Consider the following 20,667-nt stretch of genomic DNA (forward strand, 5'->3'; position numbering starts at 1 on the left):
CATCATATATTTTTGATTTGAAGTATATGGGTAACGGAACCGAGTCAGAATTTGACATGCTCCTCACCTCCTCGTTTAATTTTATAGTTTATACTATGAAATTACTCATAGCTTGGTAACAAAAAAAGACCCCTACCCTTAAGAGAGTAGTGGCCATTACATACACAAATAAACGATTTCTAATATAATTAGAAATCTACGGACCTCTCCCTCGCCGAGTTTTAGCACTGTATAGCATAGGTACATTACCAGCTACGTTAAGAAAAACCTTAATTCGATCATTCCTGTTGACCCATTGGCGTCTCTCGACATTTTTGGGCAGTAGCATTTCTCTATACAGGAGCCTCACCTAACAGAGACTTATTTTCATTACATTGAAAATGTTACTCTTATTTAAAATAGATGTCAACCGTAGCCTACAATTTTTTCAAAAGGTATGGCAAACTAACGTATATAAAGTGAAACTTTAATCAGTGGGGGTTTTGTTCATCCCCCACTGATTATTAGCCCTCACCAATCGGGCTGCCCGGCAAATAGCGGGATAAAATTAAAAACTTTACGTTTAAACGTAAAGTTTTTAATAAGTTATACAACCAGCGATTACAATCCCAATCGAAAGCGATAAAAACATAAGAAAAAGACCGACTGCTTGATTATCTTCTTCGAGACTTTTGTTTATATTAAAGCGTGGTGTAAGCCACTCAGCTAAATAAAAGACGATAATTTGAGCCAAAATCCCAACTGCTCCCCACGAAATCATATCAAGAAGTGAAATTGAATTAGCTGCTGTCGAATATAAAACAACAGCTAACCCAAGTAATCGTCCTCCAAGCACATAGCTTACCGCCTTATTTCCTTGAGCCATTAACTTAAATTCCTTTACTTTCGTTGTCACTTCCATCAAGAACAGACCTATACATAAAAGGCCGAGTGTTACTGCTAAATATAATAAAAAATTAATCATTTTTCCCCCTCCTTTTTATACCTACCGGTAAATAGTACGATTCATTTCCTGTAATCTTTTCTCCCGCACGAATACCGATACTACTCGCTTTTCCAGCAATTAAAAACGAACCAAACACATATGACAGTTTCTCGATCCCTTTTTCTGTTTCCAAGGATACGACTGGCAGTTCGGTATACTTTTGAAATATCGGCAGTGACGCTTTATACGTTTCGTGTGCATTTTGAAGCATAATATTTTCATCTTTATCGCGAATCGTAATTGTATCTCCTTCTCTCCCAAATGAAGGTTTTTGAACGAAAGAACCTTTTCCTAAAAATAAATCTGGTTCTAAATATGTAGGTAACATATATTCTTTAATCCACTGTTGTTCCTCATTTGTATAAAAGACCTCTTCTTCTGCTAACCCCCAAATAAGACACTGAATTGATTTTGGCTGAAGTAAAAATGCTGACAAAGGATTTATTATAAAAAGCTTTCCGGCTTTTACAAGTTGTAACAGTTCCACACCTACCAAATCTCCTGTTTCAGGATCTTGATCCTCAATTAAATCTTCTATCGGATATGTTTGGCGATATAAAACATCAATCTTCGCCCCATCTTTATCGACTAGAGCATCCTTTGTAATTCTAAGTTCTGACATTGGCACTACTTTATTTTCAACATGGCATAGCTGACTTAAATACATGGTGGTATTCCAATCCTCGATATGTTCATGATGTGCTGTAAAAACAACATTTGGATTATCTAATCCCTTTGTCGCTTCCATTACTGCTTTCATTACACCAGAAGATAGCAATCGTTCTTGATCCGAGTTTGGATTATCATAGCCTAGATTTTCACATACTTTCCCATTCATTCGAAAACATTCTACAATAAAAGTTGGTGTATCACTATTAAACTCAAGCATTTTGATTTTATTATCCTCTGTTACAGCAAAATCAAATCGCGAAATTACAGATTCAGGATAAAGCCCTTTCATTCTAATGAATGATAAACTCGCGGATGGAAAGCCAAGATCTAGAAGCTGTTCGTCACTTAAATTACGCAGCAGTCTAGCAGTCTTAAAAAATATTTTCCCCATTCGTTCAGTCGCTAAGTGTAATTGGTCCAAAGTCTGATTTGTTATAGAAAAAACATGAAACAAACTATACTCACATTCATATAAATCCGACCAAAAATTCGGATATTTTAAATAAAATTCTTTTCGATCCCTTATGTATTGCGACATATTTTAGCCCCCAAATCCTCCCTTTGAACCACTTCCAATTCCACCTTTAAATTCAGCAGACGATTGATACGATTTAAACGCCGATGAATTTTTAAAAGTGGATTTATTTTGATAGTATCGCCCACCATAGAAATAATGCCCACGATAACCTGAACTACTATCATCACACTGCCATACCCCAAGTTCATCATCCCAATCCCAATCAGAACAACTATTATCATTCGGTTTTGGGGGAAGATCTTGTGCGCAGCCAAATAAAGTGCCAGTCATTAAAGACGTTACGACACCACCTACTAGCCATTTCGTTTTTGTCACCTTCGCACTCCCCTTTTTAAATTCTATTCCTATTATATAGGATGGCATGATAAAGTAGAAGAAAAAGGAAGAAGAGGGATTAAATGCGCTTAGAATATCGACTTAATGATGAAACGAAAGGGTATCCTGCTTTATGGAACTACGCCAATATTTCTAATTCTGAAATTATCGCACGCATGACTTGTGAATATTTTATTAAAGAGAAAAATACTTATGTTGTTACTGCAACTTCGGTTGATCCAGACGGAACAGCGGTTATTTATATTCAAAAAGAAGTTTTCGTCAATGACCCTTCAGACCCTACATACTCCCACATCGGTTTTGAAATTAGAGAACTAAGTGAAACGAGTTCAAGCTTAGTAGATAGTCAAGATGTATGGAACTACGAAGAAATTTTACCATCTCTTCATTCAGATATTATATATATTCAGCGAGACGGCATGTCTATGGAATTCTCCTTGGATTCAAGAGAGATTGATGAAGACAGAAAGTGCTACATTTATTACGGAAACTTCACAGGTGAATCAAGATAATATTGATATATCTATGCAACAAAAAAACCTTACGTATAAAACGTAAGGTTTTTATATAGCCCCACATATGCCGTTCTCTCTAGATGTCCATAAACCTGCTCTCACAGGTGGATGCTCTCACAAATGTTTGTAACTTCCTTCTTAAAAAGATGGCATGTTAGCTACATTTAAATATTGAACTTCCATATTAAACTTATTGGTTTAAGACATGCATAAGCTACGTACACCGTAGGAATTTTATATAAGGTTAGTTGAAATAAGACCCCCGCACGTGCCGCTCCTCGTAAATGTCCAAAAACCCGCTACTCGCAGGTGGATGCCCTCACAGTTACCGTACATCTTCCTCCACAAGGAAGGCTTGATGATGGTCGCTAAATATTGAGCTTCCGTATAACTAACATCGGTTTTAGACATAAATAAGTTACGTACACCGCAGGATGTATTATTTACTTGTCGTTATATTATCACATTGTTTCCAATGTGTAAAATACAAAGTTTTTCGAGCAATCTCTTGCTTGTGACCTTATTTTAATACAAATTATTTTTGCATGCAAGTGATTAATCTTCTTCTTTTGCAATTTGATTTTCTGGATAAGAAATCCAATCACTCCAGCTACCTGCATACAATTTAACATTTTGGAATCCAGCCAATTTTAACGCAATGATATTTGGACATGCCGTAACACCAGAACCACAATATACAATGGTTTCCTTATCTTTCGACAGATTTTGGAATCGTTCTTGTTGCTCAGCTTCATTCTTAAATTGTCCTGATTGCAACATTCCATCCTTCCAAAAATAGTTTGTTGCTGTCGGAATATGTCCTGCTTTATGATCGACAAGTTCCTCTACACCAGCATAACGTTTTGGCTCTCTTGAATCAATTAACGTAACATCTGCACCTGCCTGGATATTCTCTCTTACTGTTTCCATCGATACAAGCATATGATCTTGTATGTTTGTTTTAAATGTTTTTCGTATAACAACAGGAATTTCCGTTGTTGTCGGTAGTCCATTCTCTTTCCAAACCGGGAAACCACCATCTAATATATATACTTTCTCATGTCCTACATAGTTACATAACCACCATAAACGAGCAGCATTTGCACCAGCTTGACTGTCATACGCAATTACTGTCGTATGTTCATCAATACCAACCTCCGAAAGCTTGTCCGCAAACTCTTCAATGCTTGGCAACGGATGGCGGCCACCATGTTCTGCTATAGGACTTGATAAATCTAAATTCAAATCAAAATATAACGCATGAGGAATATGTTCTTCTTCATACTTTTCTCTACCCCAATTAGGATTCGCTAAATCAAAACGACAATCGATTACACGGACGTTCTCATCTTCTATATGCTCACGTAACCATTCGACTGTAACTATCATCTTTAACGACCTTCTTTCTCTTGTAAACGACTTACATACTCCATAACCATTTCTTCTGTAACATATTTACGCTGCAAGGTAACACCATTTTTTGCAAGATCATTAATTTGCTTTGTTACAACATTAATGACATCAACCGAAAATTCTTTCCCATTTGACGCAAGAGATACGGCTGCTTCAATGGCTGCTTCACGCTGCGCATCTAATTGTAAACATGCTTTTACACTTTCATTTTGTTTACGAGAATGTGCTGTAATTGCTTTATGTACTTCCATCTTCTCTTCCCCCTAAATAAGTTATACGTTCTAATTCAATTCCATTGCAAGCCGAATCATATCACGGCATACAATGCCATTTTCAATAATCTCTTCTTCATAATGCTTCGAAAAGTAATCAAAATCAATAGAAAAAATACGAAATCCACATTTTTGATATAAAGCAAGTTGTGAAACACTAGAATTGCCTGTACCAATTTCAAGTTTTGACATACCATATCCTTTAGCAATTTCTACGGCATGCCTTAATAGCTTCTTCCCAATCCCTTTTCCTTGCAAATGCTCTGCAACCGCAATATTCATGATTTCCATCGTCTTCGGCCTTGTTTCTAAAAGAACATACACACCGATGATGCTGCCCCCTTGCTTTGCTACGTATGTTAACCCTCTTTGTACATATATAGCTATTTGCCGTTCACTTGGATCAGCAAGTAGCAATAAAGACTTCGGTATAGCCTCTTTTAAAATACGTTCTATTACAAAAGACATAAAAAATCCCCCCATCTCTATTGTTCTAAACCCTCCTTGTCTACCATAAATAATAGAAAGGAGGGATTCACCATGGACAACAATGAGAAAAAATGCAACGTCATCTCTATTGATGGAAAGAAGAAGAAAAGCGACACGTATTCCTATCCAAAATTAGTAGTTGAAAATAAAACATACGAATTTTCTTCATTCGTCTTATGCGGTGAAACACCAGATGGCAGACGACTCGTTCTTACTCATATGATTTCTACCGATGAATTTGCTGGATTTGTCAAATCTTTAGATACTGTACTGCAAAAGAAAATTGAACGAATCTTTTTCTCATAACGACTATATAACATAAATTTCTTTTTCAATCTCTACTAACTGATTGTGCAATTGTTCTTTACTTTGTTCATATAGAGATACATCGATCGTTTCAGCCAATGCAAACAATATACTTTCATAATAGTTCATTACATCTTGTTGCATCACTTTTTGGAATAAGTTCCACTTCATATCCCATTCTTGCTTATAATGATGGACAAATAAATCTTTTTCATCGGCTACATAGTTTGATACAAGCGGTTCTAATACAGATTTAGCGTCTTCTTGCATAAAAGCTTTGTCATTCTTTTCAAAAAAGCTTTTCTCATTTTTAAAATGTGCCAGTGCTTTTTTGAAATCTTTTATTTCAACTGAAGGGAACGGTTCTTTATGTGTAATATCTTTATATTCATACTCAACTGTTCCATTCATAGAAATTGATTGATTTTCTACTTTACAGTTCACTACAATTTCGTCCTTTGCACGCTTCATCGCTTCGTCTATCCATTTTTCAAGACGTAATGATGTCGCACGCATTTCTTGTAATAAATCATGCTGAATAAATGCTACTAATTCCATAACACACTGTTGCAATTGTGTTTTCACATTTCCATCGGTTCGAAGTGACGCCGGATTAATAAATTCAGTAAACACATCGTTATAACGTAGGAATAGACGCTGTTGCACGTAATAAAGCAACTCTTTCACTTCATTTTGCATCGCCTGTTCTTCAGCAAGTACACTATATGATGAAATAATATGAAGTAGTTGATCACGCTCTGCTTCATATTTTTTCATTTGCTTCTCTTTCTCTTCATTCCCCTGCTTTGCACCATTTATCATGTTTACTAAAAGCTGATTTGCCCCTTGCAACGCACCATATAGAGCATGCACAGAAACAAGCATTAAATCTCTCATCATAAAGGACGTAAATGATTCCTCAAACTTAGTAATTCCAGAGTTTTGTAAAATACCATACTTCTCTTTTTCAACATTCTTTCCTTGTTTCTCTTCAAGCGCACATAAACTTGAAATTGCAAATAAACGCGGATTTCTAATACCGTATTGCAGTAGCTGATCTGCGATATAACCTTTTACCATTTCAAGTTCTTCTTCAGACTCTGCTAAATCCGCCGCATTAATTAAGAAGAACATTTTATCAAGGGCAAAAGTATCCTTTACACGCCCAAGCTGAATTAAAAATTCACGATCAGCACGAGAGAATACATGGTTATAATATGTTACAAATAAAATAGCATCTGCATTTTTAATATACTGGAATGCAACATCCGTATGGCGAGCATTAATAGAATCCGCTCCAGGTGTGTCTACAAGCGCTACTCCCTGCCTTGTTAAAGCACAATCATAATAAAGCTCCATATACTCAACGAAGCATGATTTTTCTTCATTCGCTACATAATCAGAGAACTCTTCTAATGTGACTTGTACTTGTTCTCCTAAATAAGTAGAAACTGCATCATACCCTTTTTGTACCGCTCGTAAAAAGCTAAATGTTGTTTTTTGCTTCCCAGTCGGTGAAGGATATTTCATAACTTTATCAATTTGTGCTAACGCCTCATCTAACGTAGTAATCTCATAATGAAACAGCTTATAAACAGCTTTCATATCTTCTAATAGAGCTTGCTTTGATTTGAATTGAACCATTACTGTTCCGTGTGGTTTTTCCTCTGTAACCGGCAAAATTTGATTAATCGTTGCCGTCGTCGGATTTGGTGATACAGGAAGTACCTTCTCACCAAGTAAGGCATTGGCAAATGATGATTTCCCAGCACTAAAAGCTCCGAATAACGCTACTGTAAATTGTTTCGTTTCCACACGACGCCTTTTTTCTATCACCTCTTGCTGTACATGTTTCAGCGCTGGCAATGGCTCTAATATCATTTCAGCTTTCTTCACTTTCTCTAATATACGCTGAATATTTAAAGCTGCCGTTCCTTTTATCTCTTCTTCATGAGCCGCTACGTTATCATTTACCATTTCCTGTTCTTGTAGTGTGAATTTCTCACTAACAATTTGTTTTTCACGTTGCAATATCTCCTCTATTTGCAATCCTTCTGGTGTAGCAACACGCTCGTGCCAAACATTTTGTAAATAACTTTCATATGTCTCTAAATTGTTACTGTATTGTAATTCCGTCTCTTTTGCCGTTTGCAACATCGTATATTTTTCAATCTCTTCTTCCATACGAGCAACTGCTTCCTTCACTTTTTGCTTTAAAACAACTGCACTTTTATCAAAAATTTGCTGTGCTTTTGTAAAATAACGTTTCTTCAGTTCATTCGCTACATCCGCTGTATAAAGAAGTAAGTAATCACCTGTGAAACCTGCACCTTGTTTAATGACTTCAGCTAACATTTCTGGTCCAAAAGCGATTTCTAAAGCATATATGTCTTTCCCAATTTCCTCCGTGAACAATCCTTCTTCTTTTAAGAAGGCTACAATAAATTCTTTCACATGAAAATCAAGTTGCGTTTCAACAGTCTTTTGAAGGGCAGAATAAAACGCCTCTACACGTCTTTGTTTTTCTTGCTCCGTCTTTCCTTTCGCAAATAGCAAACCAACTTTAAACTTTGTTAATTTCGTTTCTAAATATGCATTTGCCAATTCTCTCATTTCAAATGGCATTAAATACGCGTTATCTAATATAGCTTGTAAACCTTTTATAAATTCGTTTCTCACATGAGATTCTTTACTAGCTTCGCGATGTTTAGTTTCCGTTAGCTCTTCTTTCTTTTCAACTATTTCTGAAATCAAAAGCGGTGATGCTAACTCTTCCTCATATGTCAAAAGAGCTTTTTCATTTTCAGAAACAATAAACGAGAAATGTTCTCCCATTAAATGTTCTGTTTCTCGCTCCATTCCCTCTCTTACATACTGCTCTTTTTCTTTCATAATAGAAGTAATTAATGTTTCTAAGCTTCCAATTTCATTATGTGGATGGTTCATCATTCGTAATGACGTATAATAAACTCCATCTACTTCAATATCCCAGTTAGAGAACGATTGTTTCACACTATCTTTATAATCCTCAAATGATAATTCATTTTCTTTATGTTTATCTATTTGATTTACAACGAGATAAACCGTTTTATTACGTTGTTTCAATTCTTTAACAAATTGCAAATTCACTTCCGATTGGACGTGATTATAATCCATCATATAAAAAATTACGTCTGCTAGATGTAGCGTTGATTCTGTCGCTAGTTGATGGGCATCATCTGTTGAGTCAATCCCTGGTGTATCAACTAACATAACACCCTCAGGAATTGGTGCATCATTCCGATAAATATGAACACCAATTACCTCATCGCCATCTTTACAAATTTGCTTTAATTCTTCTGCTGAATATGCACCGTCATATTCGTACTGTTCTCCAGATTTAATCGTTACAACAACACGATCAAATCCCTTTTCAATTTTAACGACGTTAGCGCTTGTCGGAATTGGACTTGTTGGTAACAACTGCGCTTTATATAGATGATTCATCATCGTTGATTTCCCTGCTGAGAAGTGACCGCAGAACGCTATCATAAGCTGCTCTCGTTTATATTTTTGAATTACTTCAAACAACTTTAAGCTATTCTCTGCATCGCCGTGTTTTTGCCACTCTTCATAAAAACAAACAAGTTTTTTCATACCGTTTGTCTGTACTATGTTTGTCATCCCCTTGTTCCCCTTTATCCAAGATGTATATACTTTTCCCCGCTAATTGCGAGCTCATAACCAGTGAGAGTTACACCTACCCATTGATTACAGTTTCACTTTACTATCATACTAAATTTTCAGCATATTCTCATTAAAAATAAAAAATCCCTTTCATTCTTTTTACAAATGAAAGGGATTTTATGTCATATCACTCATTTTGCTGTTCCTACTCCATTTAAAACATACTTTGCAATAACTGCATATACAGCAACTGTACCTGCTACTAATGCATATACCATACTCATGCACCAACCTTTTTTGATAATGATTATCACTTTTGAATACATTTTATCATTAAAGAGAATCATTATCAACACTTTTCATAAAGAAAGCTCCTTATAAGAAGGAGCTTTACTGCCTGTTTTGAAAAAGGTTAAAACTTGTTGTGCACTCTTATTATATCTCATCCTACATAACTTAACAGTTTAAAAAAATGGAAATATCCCCTATCCCCTCCATCTTACATTTTGTATACTAAAAGGGAATTACTTAACAAGGAGGAAAAAAATGACACAAAATCTCACACAAGGCGAGAGGATACACTCCATTGATATTATTAGAGGAATAGCTGTATTAGGTATTTTTCTTGTTAACTGACCAATTATTGCCGGGGTTGACTCACGTGATATTACAGGAATTTACGAAGGGATAGACAGCTATATTCGCCTATTTTACGATATGTTTATTCAAACGAAATTTTATACAATTTTTTCGTTTTTATTCGGATTAGGTTTTTATATTTTTATGAATCGTGCTGAGGCGAAGACCGATCGTCCAAAAACTTTGTTTGTTCGCCGCTTACTTATCTTATTATTATTCGGGTTCTTACATTACGTTCTTTTATGGGACGGTGACATTTTACATACTTATGCAATTACCGGGTTTTTCTTATTTTTATTTTACAAAAGAAAGACACGTACTATTTTAATATGGTCAATTGTACTATTAAGTTTCATGCAATTGTTCACATTATTAGGTTCTCTTGTCATGTTATTAGTGCCGGTAGATGAACTAGGCCTTTCCATAGCCATTATGCCGTTAGAAAACTGGGGCTTACAAATTACAGACAGATTCTATTCATTCTATTCTGAAGCAATAAGTAACAGTCTTATTATGCTTCCTGAAACACTAGGATTGTTTTTACTCGGATTATATGCCGGTAAAAAAGACATTTTCCGCCGTGCTAAGGAATTAGATCCAAAACTTAAAAAATGGCAAATCATTATGTTCATTTTAACATTACCGATGTGGTTTATTATGGTTTACTTCTTTATGAACAATCAACCATACACACCATTTTCACTTATGGGCATTACGATGATAAGCGGAAAGACATTGTTCATCTTCTACATTGTCACGTTAATGCGTTTATTACAAAAAGAAAAATGGCAAACGTTATTACGTCCATTCCAATACGTTGGACGAATGGCATTAACAAATTACATCTCGCATACAATTGTTACATTACTTGTATTCGGGCTATTGTTTAAAAATGATTATCTGGCTCCACTATGGGTTGGACCACTATTCTGCATTAGTTTCTACACGTTACAAATCTTTATTAGCCGCTGGTGGCTTTCACATTACCAATACGGACCACTTGAGTACATTTGGCGTCTTGGTACTTACGGGAAAATGATGCCACTTAAAAAGAAAAGCAAGGTCTCATAACGAGACCTTGCTTTTTTACGCTTCTCTTACTGCACTTTGCATAGACACCGGCTCTTCTTTTACTTTCACTTTACGCTGCGGCACCATATTAAATACGATATTTAAAAGTACTGCTGACGCACTTCCAAGTACAATTCCGTTATCTGTTAAAATACGAATGTTTTCAGGAAGTTGTGAGAATAATGTAGGAACAACTGTAACCCCAAGCCCAATTCCGACAGAACATGCAACAATTAATAAGTTTTCTTGTTTGCCAAAATCAACGCTACTTAACATTTTAATACCATATGCCATTACCATACCGAACATTGCGAGCATAGCACCGCCAAGTACTGATTTCGGAATGACTGTTGTAATAGCTGCGATTTTAGGAATGAATCCAAGAACGATTAACATACCACCGCAAGTATAAATAATAACGCGATTTCTTACTCCAGTTAATTGAACAAGTCCTACGTTTTGAGAGTAAGTTGTATATGGGAACGCGTTGAAAATGCCACCTAACACCATCGCTAATCCTTCTGCTCGATAGCCCTTTGTTAATTCTTTTTCACCGATTTTTTTATTGCAAATATCAGATAATGCAAAGTATACACCCGTTGCTTCCACAATCCCTACACAAGCAACGAGAATCATCGTAATAACTGGTGTTAATTCAAATGTTGGTGTACCAAAGTAAAATGGTTGAATACCATGGAACCAATCAGCCTCTCCAACCGCTTGCAAGCTTACTTTCCCCATAAACGCTGCAACGATTGTACCGAACAATAGACCTAGTAAAATAGAGATTGAACGAATAAATCCATCAAAGAAACGATACATAATGATGATAAATAGTAACACACCAAATGCTAATGCTAAATTTTCAAGACTACCGAAATCCTTACTTCCTACTCCGCCAGCCATATCATTAATTGCTGCTGGAACAAGTGTAACTCCAATTACAGTAACAACAGATCCTGTTACAACAGGTGGAAATAGTTTTACAAGCTTTCCAAATAATTTCGCAAAAATAACAACGAATAACCCAGCAGCAATAATTGCTCCATAAATAGAAGACACACCGTATTGTTTTCCAATCGCAATCATCGGTCCAACGGCTGTAAATGTACAACCGAGTACAACGGGAAGTCCAATACCGAAAAAGCGATTTGATAATGCTTGTAAAATTGTTGCAACGCCGCACATTAATAAATCAATTGAGACTAAATATGTTAATTCTTTTTGATTTAAACCAAGTCCACCGCCCACAATAAGCGGAACGATAATTGCTCCAGCATACATTGCAAGCATATGTTGCATACCAAGCGATGCAATTTTAAATGGATGCTGCTTCATCGTTTATTTCACCTCCGCAGTTTCTTGCTGTACAAATGTAACTGTGCCGTTATCAAGTGATGCAATTTCTGCTAGTGATTCAACACGAACGCCTTGTTCACGAAGCTTCTTTCCTCCATCTTGAAATGCTTTTTCAATAACAATTCCAATTCCTGCAATACTTGCTCCTGCTTGCTCTACCAAACTCATTAAACCTAAAGCAGCCTGACCGTTTGCTAAAAAGTCATCGATGATTAGCACGCGATCATTTTCATCAATATGATTTCGAGATAATGAAATTTCATTTGTTTCTTGTTTTGTAAATGAATATACGTTTGCAACGTACATATTATCTTGTAACGTTAACGATTTACGTTTTCTTGCAAAGATTACTTTTACACCAAGCTCTAATGCAGCCATAACAGATGGTGCAATGCCTGAAGATTCAATCGTCACGATTTTTGTAATGTTCTCTTCTTTAAAACGTTTAGCAAATTCTTTTCCGATTTCTTGCATAAGTACTGGATCAATTTGGTGATTTAAAAATGCATCCACCTTTAATACGTCACCAGATAAAACCTTTCCTTCATTCAAAATCTTTTCTTGTAATACTTTCATGTTTGTTCCCCCTCTTATGCAATAAAAAAACTCCAAAAGCCGCCACCACTCGTTACAAGTGAGAGACGCGCTTTTGGAGTTTCGCAAAAAAGAATGCCAAACAAGCAATTATATTCGTCCTCACTCATAGTCAAAGTATTTACGGTACTTCGGTAGAAACTTGCAGGCCATATCCCCGCGATTATATGAGTGTAGCTAACTATTTATTTTATAGAAGGATTATAACGCACTTTTTATACTTTGAAAAGCATTTATCGAAAAAACACGTACGAATTTTTAAAAACTACTATTTTCGTTCGAGTTTTGTAAACTCTTTCATTTCCAATTACAACTTCGTTAAAATGATTGGCCCATCTTTTGTAATCGCAAGTGTATGCTCATATTGAGCTGATAATTTCCCATCCATCGTTCGTGCAGTCCACCCATTTAAATCTACTTTCGAATATCGCATACCTACATTGACAATCGGCTCAATCGTAATCACCATCCCTTCTTGTAACTGAGGCCCTTGTCCTTGTTTCCCAAAATGAAAAATTGCTGGTTCTTCATGAATCTCTTTACCGATTCCATGTCCCGTAAAGTCTCTTGCGACAGAAAAACCTTCATTTGTTACATAACTTTCAATTGCATAGCCAATGTCTCCTACATGATTACCGATTACCGCCTGATCAACCCCTTTATATAAAGCATTCTCAGCTACTAGCAACAACTTTTCTGCTTCATCAGAAACTTTTCCAACTCTATACGTCCAAGCAGAATCTGAAAGACCCCCATTTAAGTTTACTACCATGTCAATTGTTACAATATCACCCTCAGTTAAAGGAACATCGGCCGGAAACGCATGACACATTTCATCGTTTACAGATGCACATATCGCATATGGATAACCATTGTAATCTTTCTGTTCAGATGTGGCACCATGCTTTTTTAAATACATTTCAACAAACGTATTAATCTCTTGCGTCGTTATACCTGGCTTTATCATTTTCGCAATTTCTTTATGACATGAAGCAAGTAATTTTCCAGATTCATGCATCAAATCTATTTCATTTTTCGTTTTAATTGTAATCATACTACCTCTACCTTTCCTTGCTAAACCTACTATTCGCTACTAAACTTCTATCATACACATCCTTTACCAAAATTTCAAAACCCTCAATTACAACAAGTAAAAAAATATGTATCATATATTTCTAAATCAAAATAAAAAAACAGAAGATCCCTCTGTTTTTTAATCACGTTTACATATGTAGTTCATTTTCAAAAACTCAAAACAACTACCATTTGTTTTCTGTATAAACGTTCCAACCACTTCAAATCCCGCCCTTTTATACACTTTTATCGCTCTCTCATTAAATGTCGCTACTGATAGTGTTATATATTTGCATCCGTATTTTTCTTTGCTAAAAGCTAGTCCAGCATTCACGAACTGTAAACCAAATCCATTGCCAGTTATATCAGGTCTCATTCCAAGTCCTATATCAACCGTTCCATCATTCATTTTACAAACAGTAAAAAAACCAATGAGAATGCCATTTTGCTTCACAGAAAATGTATGATTTCCTCTACTCTCACCATGTAAAAATCCAGCTAAATCTTCTTCATCTGCCTCTATATCATAAAAAGAATATTTCCCTTCATAATGCCAGTTATACGCAATTTCCTCCGCTTCTTCTTGCTTCATTACTGTATATGTATAACCCATTCTATCATCCCCTTTAATAAAAAGAGCTGCAATTAAGCAGCTCTTTTTTTACAACTCATAAATCGCTCTATATTTCGCTTCTAAATAATCGGCTAAGTAGTTTGCATTTAAGCCTTCACCTGTTACATCTTCTAAAATTTCAAGCGGCTTTTTCGTTTTACCATATTGGTGAATATGTTCTGTTAACCATTCACGAATCGGTGTTACGTTTCCTTCTTCTAATAATGCATCAAAGTTCGGAATGTCTTTTAACATTCTTTGCTTAAATTGCGCTGCATACATGTAACCAAGCGCATAAGATGGGAAGTATCCAAATGAGCCACCAGCCCAGTGAACATCTTGCAATACACCTTGCGCATCATTTTCCGGACGAATTCCTAAATATGCTTCCATCTTATCATTCCAAGCTGCTGGTAAGTCCTTCACTTGTAATGTACCATCAAATAATTCTTTCTCTAATTCATAACGCACCATAACATGAAGCGGGTATGTAAGCTCATCTGCTTCTATACGAATGAATGACGGCTTCGATTCGTTAATTGCATCATAAAACTCATCGACTGACATATCATCAAATTGACCATCGCTATACTCTTTTAATAAATCATAATTTTTCTTCCAGAATGATTTATTACGGCCGATAAAGTTCTCAAAGAATAATGATTGTGATTCGTGAATACCCATAGATGTACCACTGCAAAGTGGTGTACCTTCAAATTGTTCTGCAATGTTTTGTTCATATACTGCATGACCACATTCATGAATTGTTCCAAATACAGCCATACGGAAATCTTTTTCATCATAGCGTGTCGTAATACGAACATCCCCTCTATTTAATGTAATTTCGAAAGGATGTACTGTTTCATCAAGACGACCTGCTTCAAAGTCATAATTCAATTGCTTTAATAGTTCTAATGTAAAGTTCTTTTGTTTTTCTTTTGAAAACTGTTCCGATAAAGCACTTGTTTTTAATCTTTTTTTAGACTCAGAGATTTCTTTTACAAGCGGCACGATACGCTCACGAAGTTGACCAAATACGTGATCTAAAACTTCTACTGTAATACCTGGCTCATACATGTCTAATAATGTATTGTATTTATATGTTTCATAACCCCAATATGTAATAAATTTCTTTTTAAATTCAACAATTTTTTCTAAGTACGGGCGGAACATTTCGAAATCAGATTTTTCGCGAGCTTCTTCCCACACACTCTCTGCTTTCGCTTCTAATTTCACATAAGCCTCATATTCAGCTTGTGGAATTTTTTTATTTCTATCATATTCTTTCCGACACTCTTCAACCATTTTCTTTGTCGTTTCAGAAAGTTTATCTTCACGTATTAAAGCTTCAAGTTCTGTTAAATAGTTTCCCATCTCATCTGAAGTCGACATAGCAAACACTTCTGACGAAAGCATACCAATTACTTCTGAACGCTGATCTACACCTTTTTTTGGTGCACCTGTTCTTAAATCCCAAAACATTAAACTTAATGCTTCTCCGTAATTCTGTATCTTCTTCACGTATGTTAAAAATTGTTTTTCTACCTCATATGTAGCAACTGTCATCGTATAAAAGCCTCCTTTTTCTACCTCAAACTTAATTCGACACGGAAACATAAATTCCTTTTATAATAGAAAAAAAGCTTGGCAAGCGCCAAGCCTTCTCCTTATAATTCTTTACCTTCTACTGGCAGTACATTTTTCACAGCTGCAACTACTTTCTCATCTTCTGAATCAGATAAGAAGATTGATATAGCACCTTTATCTTCACTTGTACGAATTAAACGCCCAATTCCTTGACGAAGTCGTAAAATCATATATGGTACATCTACATCCCAGAATGGATCATTTACGTGCTTACGTTTCGCTTCAAACACAGGATCGTTTGGAGGGAATGGTAATGACCAAATAATAACGTGTGATAATGATGAACCAGGAATATCTAAACCTTCCCATAAATGAACCGCACAAAGTACAGTCTCTTCTTCATTTTGGAAACGAGAAACGAGCTGGCTAATTTCCTGATCTCCCTCATATAAGAACGGAACCGACATTTGCTCCTTACTTACATACTCTTTGAACGCTGCAAGCTCTTGCGTTGTACGGAATAATACAAGCGTACGTCCATTTGTTTTTTGTATATTTTCAAGTGTATATTGACACTTTCTTTCCCATTCATTTTCTTTCGTATGCGATAGTAAGTTTACTGCCATTTGCTCTTCGTAATCAAACGGTGAAGCAACTGAGAATGATAAGTAATCTTTTATCCCTAGGCTATTAGCTGTAAACGCGAATGAATCATTGTTCGATAATGTCGCAGAAGAGAAAATATACGGTATTTTCTTCGAGAACACTTTCTCTTGTAATACTTCTTCAACTGCACGCGGCATAATCACTAACGTGAAGGCACCATCACCTTCTTCACCCCAAGTAATTACATTTTTCTCGTGCATGAACAGACGAAGTGAATGTTCTAATACATCTAAATGCTCATCAACAATATTTAAATCATACGTGTTTACTGTATGCATTTCACTTTCGAATACTAATGCATCTCCAACTTCACCGATTTTTGCATAAAGTCGTTTCGCTTCAGCTGTTACTTTTTCTGTCACAGTAATTTCTAAACGATCAGAACCGGCAATTTCTTTTTTGTTTTCTTGTAACACATCAAAGAATCGCTCTGTTTGCCAAATTGTTTCTTCTACTAAATGTGCAAACTCCTCACGAATATCGTTTTGTAGCAATCTCGTTAAAAGTTGCTCCATCATCGTTTGCTTTAAACGGTATGTTAAAGCTTTTTGAGCTGCATATTCTACAAGATGTCCTTCATCGAATACAACGCAGCTACTTTCTGGTAATAACGGAATTTGTCCTTCACGCTTACGAGCATCGTACGTCCAAATATGATCCATATAGAAATCTTGAGAACAAATAATTAAATCTGCTGCTTTACGATAATGTTCACGAGAAAGAGTTTGTCCACAACGATGACGAGAATCACAAGTAAAGCAATCTTGGAAGTAATCCCAATTTACTTTTGACCATTCTTCGTCATTTAAAAGTGGAAATTCTTTTCTGTCACCATAGTGAGTAAAGTTTTGCATCGTACCATGATCGAATACAAACTGTGGTAACTCATAATATACGTCTTCAATTACTTCTGGAGCTCGTCCACTCATAACATCTTCAAGTTTACGTAAGCATAAATAATTATCCATTGATTTTGCAAGCCTTACATCAACAGATAGCCCTAATGCTTCAGATAACTTAGCGATGTCCCCTTCTTCTTTCACAAGCTGCTCAATTAACGTTTCATCTGCACAAGCAATAATAGCTGGTTTCCCAGTATAACGCGCGTAACAAATTGCATATAGAAGATATACAATTGTTTTCCCTGTTCCTACACCAGCTTCTGCGAACATAACTTTCTTTTCTTGGAAAGCGCGTTCTAACTGAAACGCCATAAAAATTTGTTCATCACGCTCTTCAAAGCCTTTTTCCGGAAGGATGTCGTAAAACACATCTCCAATCCACTCATTCAACTTATCATAAAAATTATCTTGTTTTCCTACTTCAAATGGTAATCTCTTCTCAGTAAACATCCTTAGCCTCCAACCAAAAAGTTTTTCTATAAAAAGATAATAGCAACTGCTACGCATATGTATGCATTTGCTTTCCCCTGTTACAATACATAGAAATTCACGAAAAAAAATTTTCCTTTCGAAAAAGGAAAATTTTCTTCTATATTAATGACTTTAAATACCGTTTATCAATCGCTGTTTCATGTGAAAGAGCTGACAAATATTCTTCTTGTGCTTTTTGTATTTCATCTACAATCGCACCTTGACTATCCACTTCTTTTCCGAGCTCATCATACGTACGGTGAATAGCTTTTTGAATCATTGATAATTGGAAATTATCCATATCACTTCCTCCTTTACGCATTACATAATAGCCAGTATATGCGCGCTGGAGGAGTTTTATACTATGAATTACGCGGTGGACGTTTTCCGAAGTATTGGTAGTAATCTGTACGGATAAATCCGTTAAACAGTTTACGCTTCTTCGACGCATCTTTTCCGTAACACTTCTCAAATGCTTCGTAGCTTGTTAATACATACGCTGACCATGTATCTAACGGGCGGAATACTTGTCCCATTTCTTTATACAGTTGTTCAACGAGTGCTTTTTCACTTAAACGTTCTCCGTATGGAGGATTCGTTACAACGTAGCCATAATCCTCTTTTGTTGTGAAATCTTTTACTTGCATTTGTTTAAATGTAATTAAATCGCCTAAGCCCACTTCTTCTGCGTTATCTTGAGCAACTCGAATCATACGATGATCAATATCTGATCCAATGATTTGTAATCGTTGATCATAGTTCGCTAAATCTTCAGCTTCTTGACGAGCTTCACGCCAGTTTTGTTTACCTACCCAGCCCCACTCGTCAGATGCGAAACCACGGTTAAATCCTGGTGCAATGTTTTGTCCAATTAATGCTGCTTCAATTGGAATTGTACCTGATCCACAGAACGGATCAACAAATGGACGATCTGGCTTCCAGTTTGTTAATTTAATTAAAGACGCAGCTAATGTTTCTTTTAACGGAGCTTCCCCTTGATCCATACGGTATCCACGTTTATGAAGTCCAACACCACTCGCATCAATTGTTAATGTTGCAATATCCTTGAGCATTGCAATCTCGATACGGAATAACGGACCATCTTCTTCAAACCAAGTTGTACGTTTATATGTTGTTTTTAATTTTTCAACGACAGCTTTTTTAACGATACGTTGGCAATCCGAAACACTGAATAATTCAGATTTTAAAGATTTACCGATAACAGGGAACTCGCCATTCTCTGGAATATAATCTCCCCAGTTTAATGCTTTCGTTTTTTCAAATAGCTCATCAAATGTTGTTGCTTTAAATTCGCCAACTTTAATTTTTACACGGTCCGCAGTGCGTAACCATAAATTCGTGCGACAAATCGCCTTTTCATCTGCTTCAAATGTTACTTTGCTGTTTTCTACTTGACATTCATAACCAAGATCGCGAACTTCTCGGGCAACTAACGCTTCAATACCCATTGCCGCTGTTGCAATTAAAGTAACTTTTCCCATTTGCATTCACCTCTTATGTATATTCAAACAATAATTAATAGCAATTGGTCCTATTAATCATTACATTTTACGAAAAATTTTCTCATTAACCATTTTAACTCATACTTTATAACTTCATACAAATAAAAAGCCCTCCTCTAACAAAGGAGAGCTGAGTTATTTCATAGTTGGTTCATAACGTTCTGTAAGCCATGTTCTGTTCCTTTGTACTACAAACGGCCCACGCCTCGTACTCCGGTGGCAATCATCTATCTACAGGTTATAAAACCTGTCCTTTCCCGTCGTTCATTTCCTTGGAAAAGATTCCCCTACCATTATTTGGGTTTCTCGCTCGTGGGGTTTACCTCGTTCCACTCCTATCATTTCTTCAAGGACTTCGTCACTGTGGCACTTTAAAGGTAGTCAAACCATATCCGAAAGGACTTAGGTTTTTTCCCTGCCGTTAAACCAGCCTTACAGCCAGAATACCCTAGCTTATGAATTGGCTAGGCACGAACACTACAGCCATCTCAGGCCGTGCGAGCATGGACTTTCCTCTACAACGTTGGCGTTGCAGCGATTACCCAAACGTTATGACATCCATTAGTATAGTGGAAACAAAAAGATTTTGCAACGTTTTTTTCTATGTAAAACGCTTAAACCTTTTCCCACCTTACATCATTCGTATAACTTACTTCCAAATACAGCTTTTTCTAAGTTAGATAAGCGTTTTAAAATATCCGTATTCGTGTTGTTATAAACCGGTTGTGCAACTGGTGTTTGTACAGGTTGTTGTGGAACTTGCGTTACTGCTAGTTTTTGTTCCTCTAATTCACGCTTTAAACGAGCATTTTGTTGCTTTAATTGCTCAAACTCTTTGTGGAAAGCTTCATAGTCTTTAATGATCATATCAAGAAACTTGTCTACTTCTTCTTGCTGATAACCTCTCATACCTGTTTTAAATTCTTTTTCTAAAATATCTTTCGCTGTTAATTTAATTTTATCCGAAATCATTTTC

The 20,667-nt window shown here is 36.0% G+C and carries 18 protein-coding genes, 3 other RNA genes, 1 pseudogene and 2 riboswitches; of the genes and pseudogenes, 3 read left to right on the forward strand and 19 right to left on the reverse strand.

Going from position 1 to position 20,667, the window contains the following annotated elements:
* Positions 1–198: 198 nt before the first annotated feature.
* A riboswitch (M-box (ykoK) riboswitch) is annotated at positions 199–364 on the reverse strand.
* A gap of 213 nt (positions 365–577) precedes the next feature.
* Genes MRP26_RS04090 through MRP26_RS04100 form a run of 3 tightly spaced genes read right to left on the reverse strand, consistent with a single transcriptional unit; the run spans position 578 to position 2,510 of the window.
* Entirely contained in the window at positions 578–964 is a 387-nt protein-coding gene (locus tag MRP26_RS04090; protein WP_000606862.1) for a DUF350 domain-containing protein, read from the reverse strand.
* Complete coding sequence (locus MRP26_RS04095) at positions 957–2,195, reverse strand: glutathionylspermidine synthase family protein (protein WP_242805999.1); 1,239 nt, start codon at positions 2,193–2,195, stop codon at positions 957–959. Before MRP26_RS04095 ends, MRP26_RS04090 begins: the two co-directional genes overlap by 8 nt.
* 3 nt (positions 2,196–2,198) lie before the next feature.
* Positions 2,199–2,510, reverse strand: coding sequence for a hypothetical protein (locus tag MRP26_RS04100; protein ID WP_000169030.1), 312 nt, complete (start codon positions 2,508–2,510; stop codon positions 2,199–2,201).
* 83 nt (positions 2,511–2,593) lie between these two features.
* On the opposite strand from MRP26_RS04100, the gene MRP26_RS04105 reads away from it, so the two are divergent.
* Complete coding sequence (locus MRP26_RS04105; RefSeq protein WP_053564870.1) at positions 2,594–3,043, forward strand: hypothetical protein; 450 nt, start codon at positions 2,594–2,596, stop codon at positions 3,041–3,043.
* 54 nt (positions 3,044–3,097) lie between these two features.
* Here MRP26_RS04105 and ssrS (MRP26_RS04110) read toward each other — a convergent pair.
* The 5 genes from ssrS (MRP26_RS04110) to MRP26_RS04130 all read right to left on the reverse strand — a co-directional run bounded on the left by ssrS (MRP26_RS04110) (position 3,098) and on the right by MRP26_RS04130 (position 5,199).
* A non-coding RNA gene (gene ssrS, locus MRP26_RS04110) (6S RNA) lies at positions 3,098–3,281 on the reverse strand.
* A gap of 21 nt (positions 3,282–3,302) precedes the next feature.
* Positions 3,303–3,485: non-coding RNA, 6S RNA (gene ssrS, locus MRP26_RS04115), on the reverse strand.
* Positions 3,486–3,601: 116 nt separating this feature from the next.
* On the reverse strand, positions 3,602–4,435 hold the full coding sequence (locus MRP26_RS04120; protein ID WP_089170718.1) for a sulfurtransferase: 834 nt from the start codon (positions 4,433–4,435) through the stop codon (positions 3,602–3,604).
* A gap of 2 nt (positions 4,436–4,437) precedes the next feature.
* Entirely contained in the window at positions 4,438–4,710 is a 273-nt protein-coding gene (locus tag MRP26_RS04125; protein ID WP_000451820.1) for a YpbS family protein, read from the reverse strand.
* A gap of 30 nt (positions 4,711–4,740) precedes the next feature.
* Positions 4,741–5,199 (reverse strand): GNAT family N-acetyltransferase, encoded by a 459-nt coding sequence (locus tag MRP26_RS04130; RefSeq protein WP_242806000.1) that lies wholly within the window; start codon positions 5,197–5,199, stop codon positions 4,741–4,743.
* 72 nt (positions 5,200–5,271) lie between these two features.
* On the opposite strand from MRP26_RS04130, the gene MRP26_RS04135 reads away from it, so the two are divergent.
* The gene (locus MRP26_RS04135) at positions 5,272–5,526 is read left to right on the forward strand and encodes a DUF3931 domain-containing protein (protein ID WP_000369740.1); all 255 of its coding nucleotides are present in this window, start codon (positions 5,272–5,274) and stop codon (positions 5,524–5,526) included.
* Positions 5,527–5,529: 3 nt separating this feature from the next.
* Here MRP26_RS04135 and MRP26_RS04140 read toward each other — a convergent pair whose 3' ends face one another.
* Positions 5,530–9,189 carry a dynamin family protein gene (locus MRP26_RS04140; protein WP_242806001.1) on the reverse strand — a complete coding sequence of 1,220 codons (3,660 nt, stop codon included), beginning with the start codon at positions 9,187–9,189 and terminating at the stop codon, positions 5,530–5,532.
* A 549-nt stretch (positions 9,190–9,738) separates the two neighbouring features.
* Between MRP26_RS04140 and MRP26_RS04145 the strand changes: the two are divergent.
* A pseudogene (locus MRP26_RS04145) lies at positions 9,739–10,902 on the forward strand (DUF418 domain-containing protein).
* A gap of 15 nt (positions 10,903–10,917) precedes the next feature.
* Here the strand turns inward: MRP26_RS04145 and pbuX are convergent.
* The 10 genes from pbuX to gpsB all read right to left on the reverse strand — a co-directional run bounded on the left by pbuX (position 10,918) and on the right by gpsB (position 20,663).
* Positions 10,918–12,240: a xanthine permease PbuX gene (gene pbuX, locus MRP26_RS04150; RefSeq protein ID WP_242806002.1), complete on the reverse strand. Its 1,323-nt coding sequence runs from the start codon at positions 12,238–12,240 to the stop codon at positions 10,918–10,920.
* A gap of 3 nt (positions 12,241–12,243) precedes the next feature.
* The gene (locus MRP26_RS04155) at positions 12,244–12,837 is read right to left on the reverse strand and encodes a xanthine phosphoribosyltransferase (RefSeq protein ID WP_000866496.1); all 594 of its coding nucleotides are present in this window, start codon (positions 12,835–12,837) and stop codon (positions 12,244–12,246) included.
* 107 nt (positions 12,838–12,944) lie between these two features.
* Positions 12,945–13,046, reverse strand: a riboswitch (purine riboswitch).
* Positions 13,047–13,162: 116 nt separating this feature from the next.
* Entirely contained in the window at positions 13,163–13,909 is a 747-nt protein-coding gene (locus MRP26_RS04160; RefSeq protein WP_044307511.1) for a type I methionyl aminopeptidase, read from the reverse strand.
* 159 nt (positions 13,910–14,068) lie between these two features.
* Entirely contained in the window at positions 14,069–14,542 is a 474-nt protein-coding gene (locus MRP26_RS04165) for a GNAT family N-acetyltransferase (protein ID WP_197242205.1), read from the reverse strand.
* 48 nt (positions 14,543–14,590) lie between these two features.
* On the reverse strand, positions 14,591–16,108 hold the full coding sequence (gene ypwA, locus MRP26_RS04170; RefSeq protein ID WP_098127386.1) for a carboxypeptidase: 1,518 nt from the start codon (positions 16,106–16,108) through the stop codon (positions 14,591–14,593).
* A 101-nt stretch (positions 16,109–16,209) separates the two neighbouring features.
* Positions 16,210–18,147: an ATP-dependent DNA helicase gene (locus MRP26_RS04175; RefSeq protein WP_197242204.1), complete on the reverse strand. Its 1,938-nt coding sequence runs from the start codon at positions 18,145–18,147 to the stop codon at positions 16,210–16,212.
* A gap of 139 nt (positions 18,148–18,286) precedes the next feature.
* A complete protein-coding gene (locus MRP26_RS04180) occupies positions 18,287–18,469 on the reverse strand; it encodes a DUF3921 domain-containing protein (protein ID WP_000368570.1) in 183 nt (60 codons plus the stop codon).
* A 61-nt stretch (positions 18,470–18,530) separates the two neighbouring features.
* Entirely contained in the window at positions 18,531–19,670 is a 1,140-nt protein-coding gene (locus MRP26_RS04185) for a THUMP domain-containing class I SAM-dependent RNA methyltransferase (RefSeq protein WP_000521224.1), read from the reverse strand.
* A 180-nt stretch (positions 19,671–19,850) separates the two neighbouring features.
* Positions 19,851–20,241: RNase P RNA component class B (gene rnpB / locus MRP26_RS04190), an RNA gene on the reverse strand.
* Between the two features lie 86 nt (positions 20,242–20,327).
* Positions 20,328–20,663, reverse strand: a complete 336-nt coding sequence (gene gpsB, locus MRP26_RS04195; RefSeq protein ID WP_000622431.1) for a cell division regulator GpsB — start codon at positions 20,661–20,663, stop codon at positions 20,328–20,330.
* Positions 20,664–20,667 lie beyond the last annotated feature (4 nt).

It is taken from the genome of Bacillus sp. CCB-MMP212 (assembly GCF_022748145.1).
In the GTDB taxonomy this organism is placed as follows: Bacteria; Bacillota; Bacilli; order Bacillales; family Bacillaceae_G; genus Bacillus_A; species Bacillus_A cereus.

What these genes read in the sequence shown, in the direction of transcription:
- MRP26_RS04090 (WP_000606862.1), bottom strand. Translation starts at nt 964, where the DNA reads ATGATTAATTTTTTATTATATTTAGCAGTAACACTCGGCCTTTTATGT.
- MRP26_RS04095 (WP_242805999.1), bottom strand. Translation starts at nt 2,195, where the DNA reads ATGTCGCAATACATAAGGGATCGAAAAGAATTTTATTTAAAATATCCG.
- MRP26_RS04105 (WP_053564870.1), top strand. Translation starts at nt 2,594, where the DNA reads ATGCGCTTAGAATATCGACTTAATGATGAAACGAAAGGGTATCCTGCT.
- MRP26_RS04120 (WP_089170718.1), bottom strand. Translation starts at nt 4,435, where the DNA reads ATGATAGTTACAGTCGAATGGTTACGTGAGCATATAGAAGATGAGAAC.
- MRP26_RS04125 (WP_000451820.1), bottom strand. Translation starts at nt 4,710, where the DNA reads ATGGAAGTACATAAAGCAATTACAGCACATTCTCGTAAACAAAATGAA.
- MRP26_RS04130 (WP_242806000.1), bottom strand. Translation starts at nt 5,199, where the DNA reads ATGTCTTTTGTAATAGAACGTATTTTAAAAGAGGCTATACCGAAGTCT.
- MRP26_RS04135 (WP_000369740.1), top strand. Translation starts at nt 5,272, where the DNA reads ATGGACAACAATGAGAAAAAATGCAACGTCATCTCTATTGATGGAAAG.
- MRP26_RS04140 (WP_242806001.1), bottom strand. Translation starts at nt 9,189, where the DNA reads ATGACAAACATAGTACAGACAAACGGTATGAAAAAACTTGTTTGTTTT.
- pbuX (WP_242806002.1), bottom strand. Translation starts at nt 12,240, where the DNA reads ATGAAGCAGCATCCATTTAAAATTGCATCGCTTGGTATGCAACATATG.
- MRP26_RS04155 (WP_000866496.1), bottom strand. Translation starts at nt 12,837, where the DNA reads ATGAAAGTATTACAAGAAAAGATTTTGAATGAAGGAAAGGTTTTATCT.
- MRP26_RS04160 (WP_044307511.1), bottom strand. Translation starts at nt 13,909, where the DNA reads ATGATTACAATTAAAACGAAAAATGAAATAGATTTGATGCATGAATCT.
- MRP26_RS04165 (WP_197242205.1), bottom strand. Translation starts at nt 14,542, where the DNA reads ATGGGTTATACATATACAGTAATGAAGCAAGAAGAAGCGGAGGAAATT.
- ypwA (WP_098127386.1), bottom strand. Translation starts at nt 16,108, where the DNA reads ATGACAGTTGCTACATATGAGGTAGAAAAACAATTTTTAACATACGTG.
- MRP26_RS04175 (WP_197242204.1), bottom strand. Translation starts at nt 18,147, where the DNA reads ATGTTTACTGAGAAGAGATTACCATTTGAAGTAGGAAAACAAGATAAT.
- MRP26_RS04180 (WP_000368570.1), bottom strand. Translation starts at nt 18,469, where the DNA reads ATGGATAATTTCCAATTATCAATGATTCAAAAAGCTATTCACCGTACG.
- MRP26_RS04185 (WP_000521224.1), bottom strand. Translation starts at nt 19,670, where the DNA reads ATGGGAAAAGTTACTTTAATTGCAACAGCGGCAATGGGTATTGAAGCG.
- gpsB (WP_000622431.1), bottom strand. Translation starts at nt 20,663, where the DNA reads ATGATTTCGGATAAAATTAAATTAACAGCGAAAGATATTTTAGAAAAA.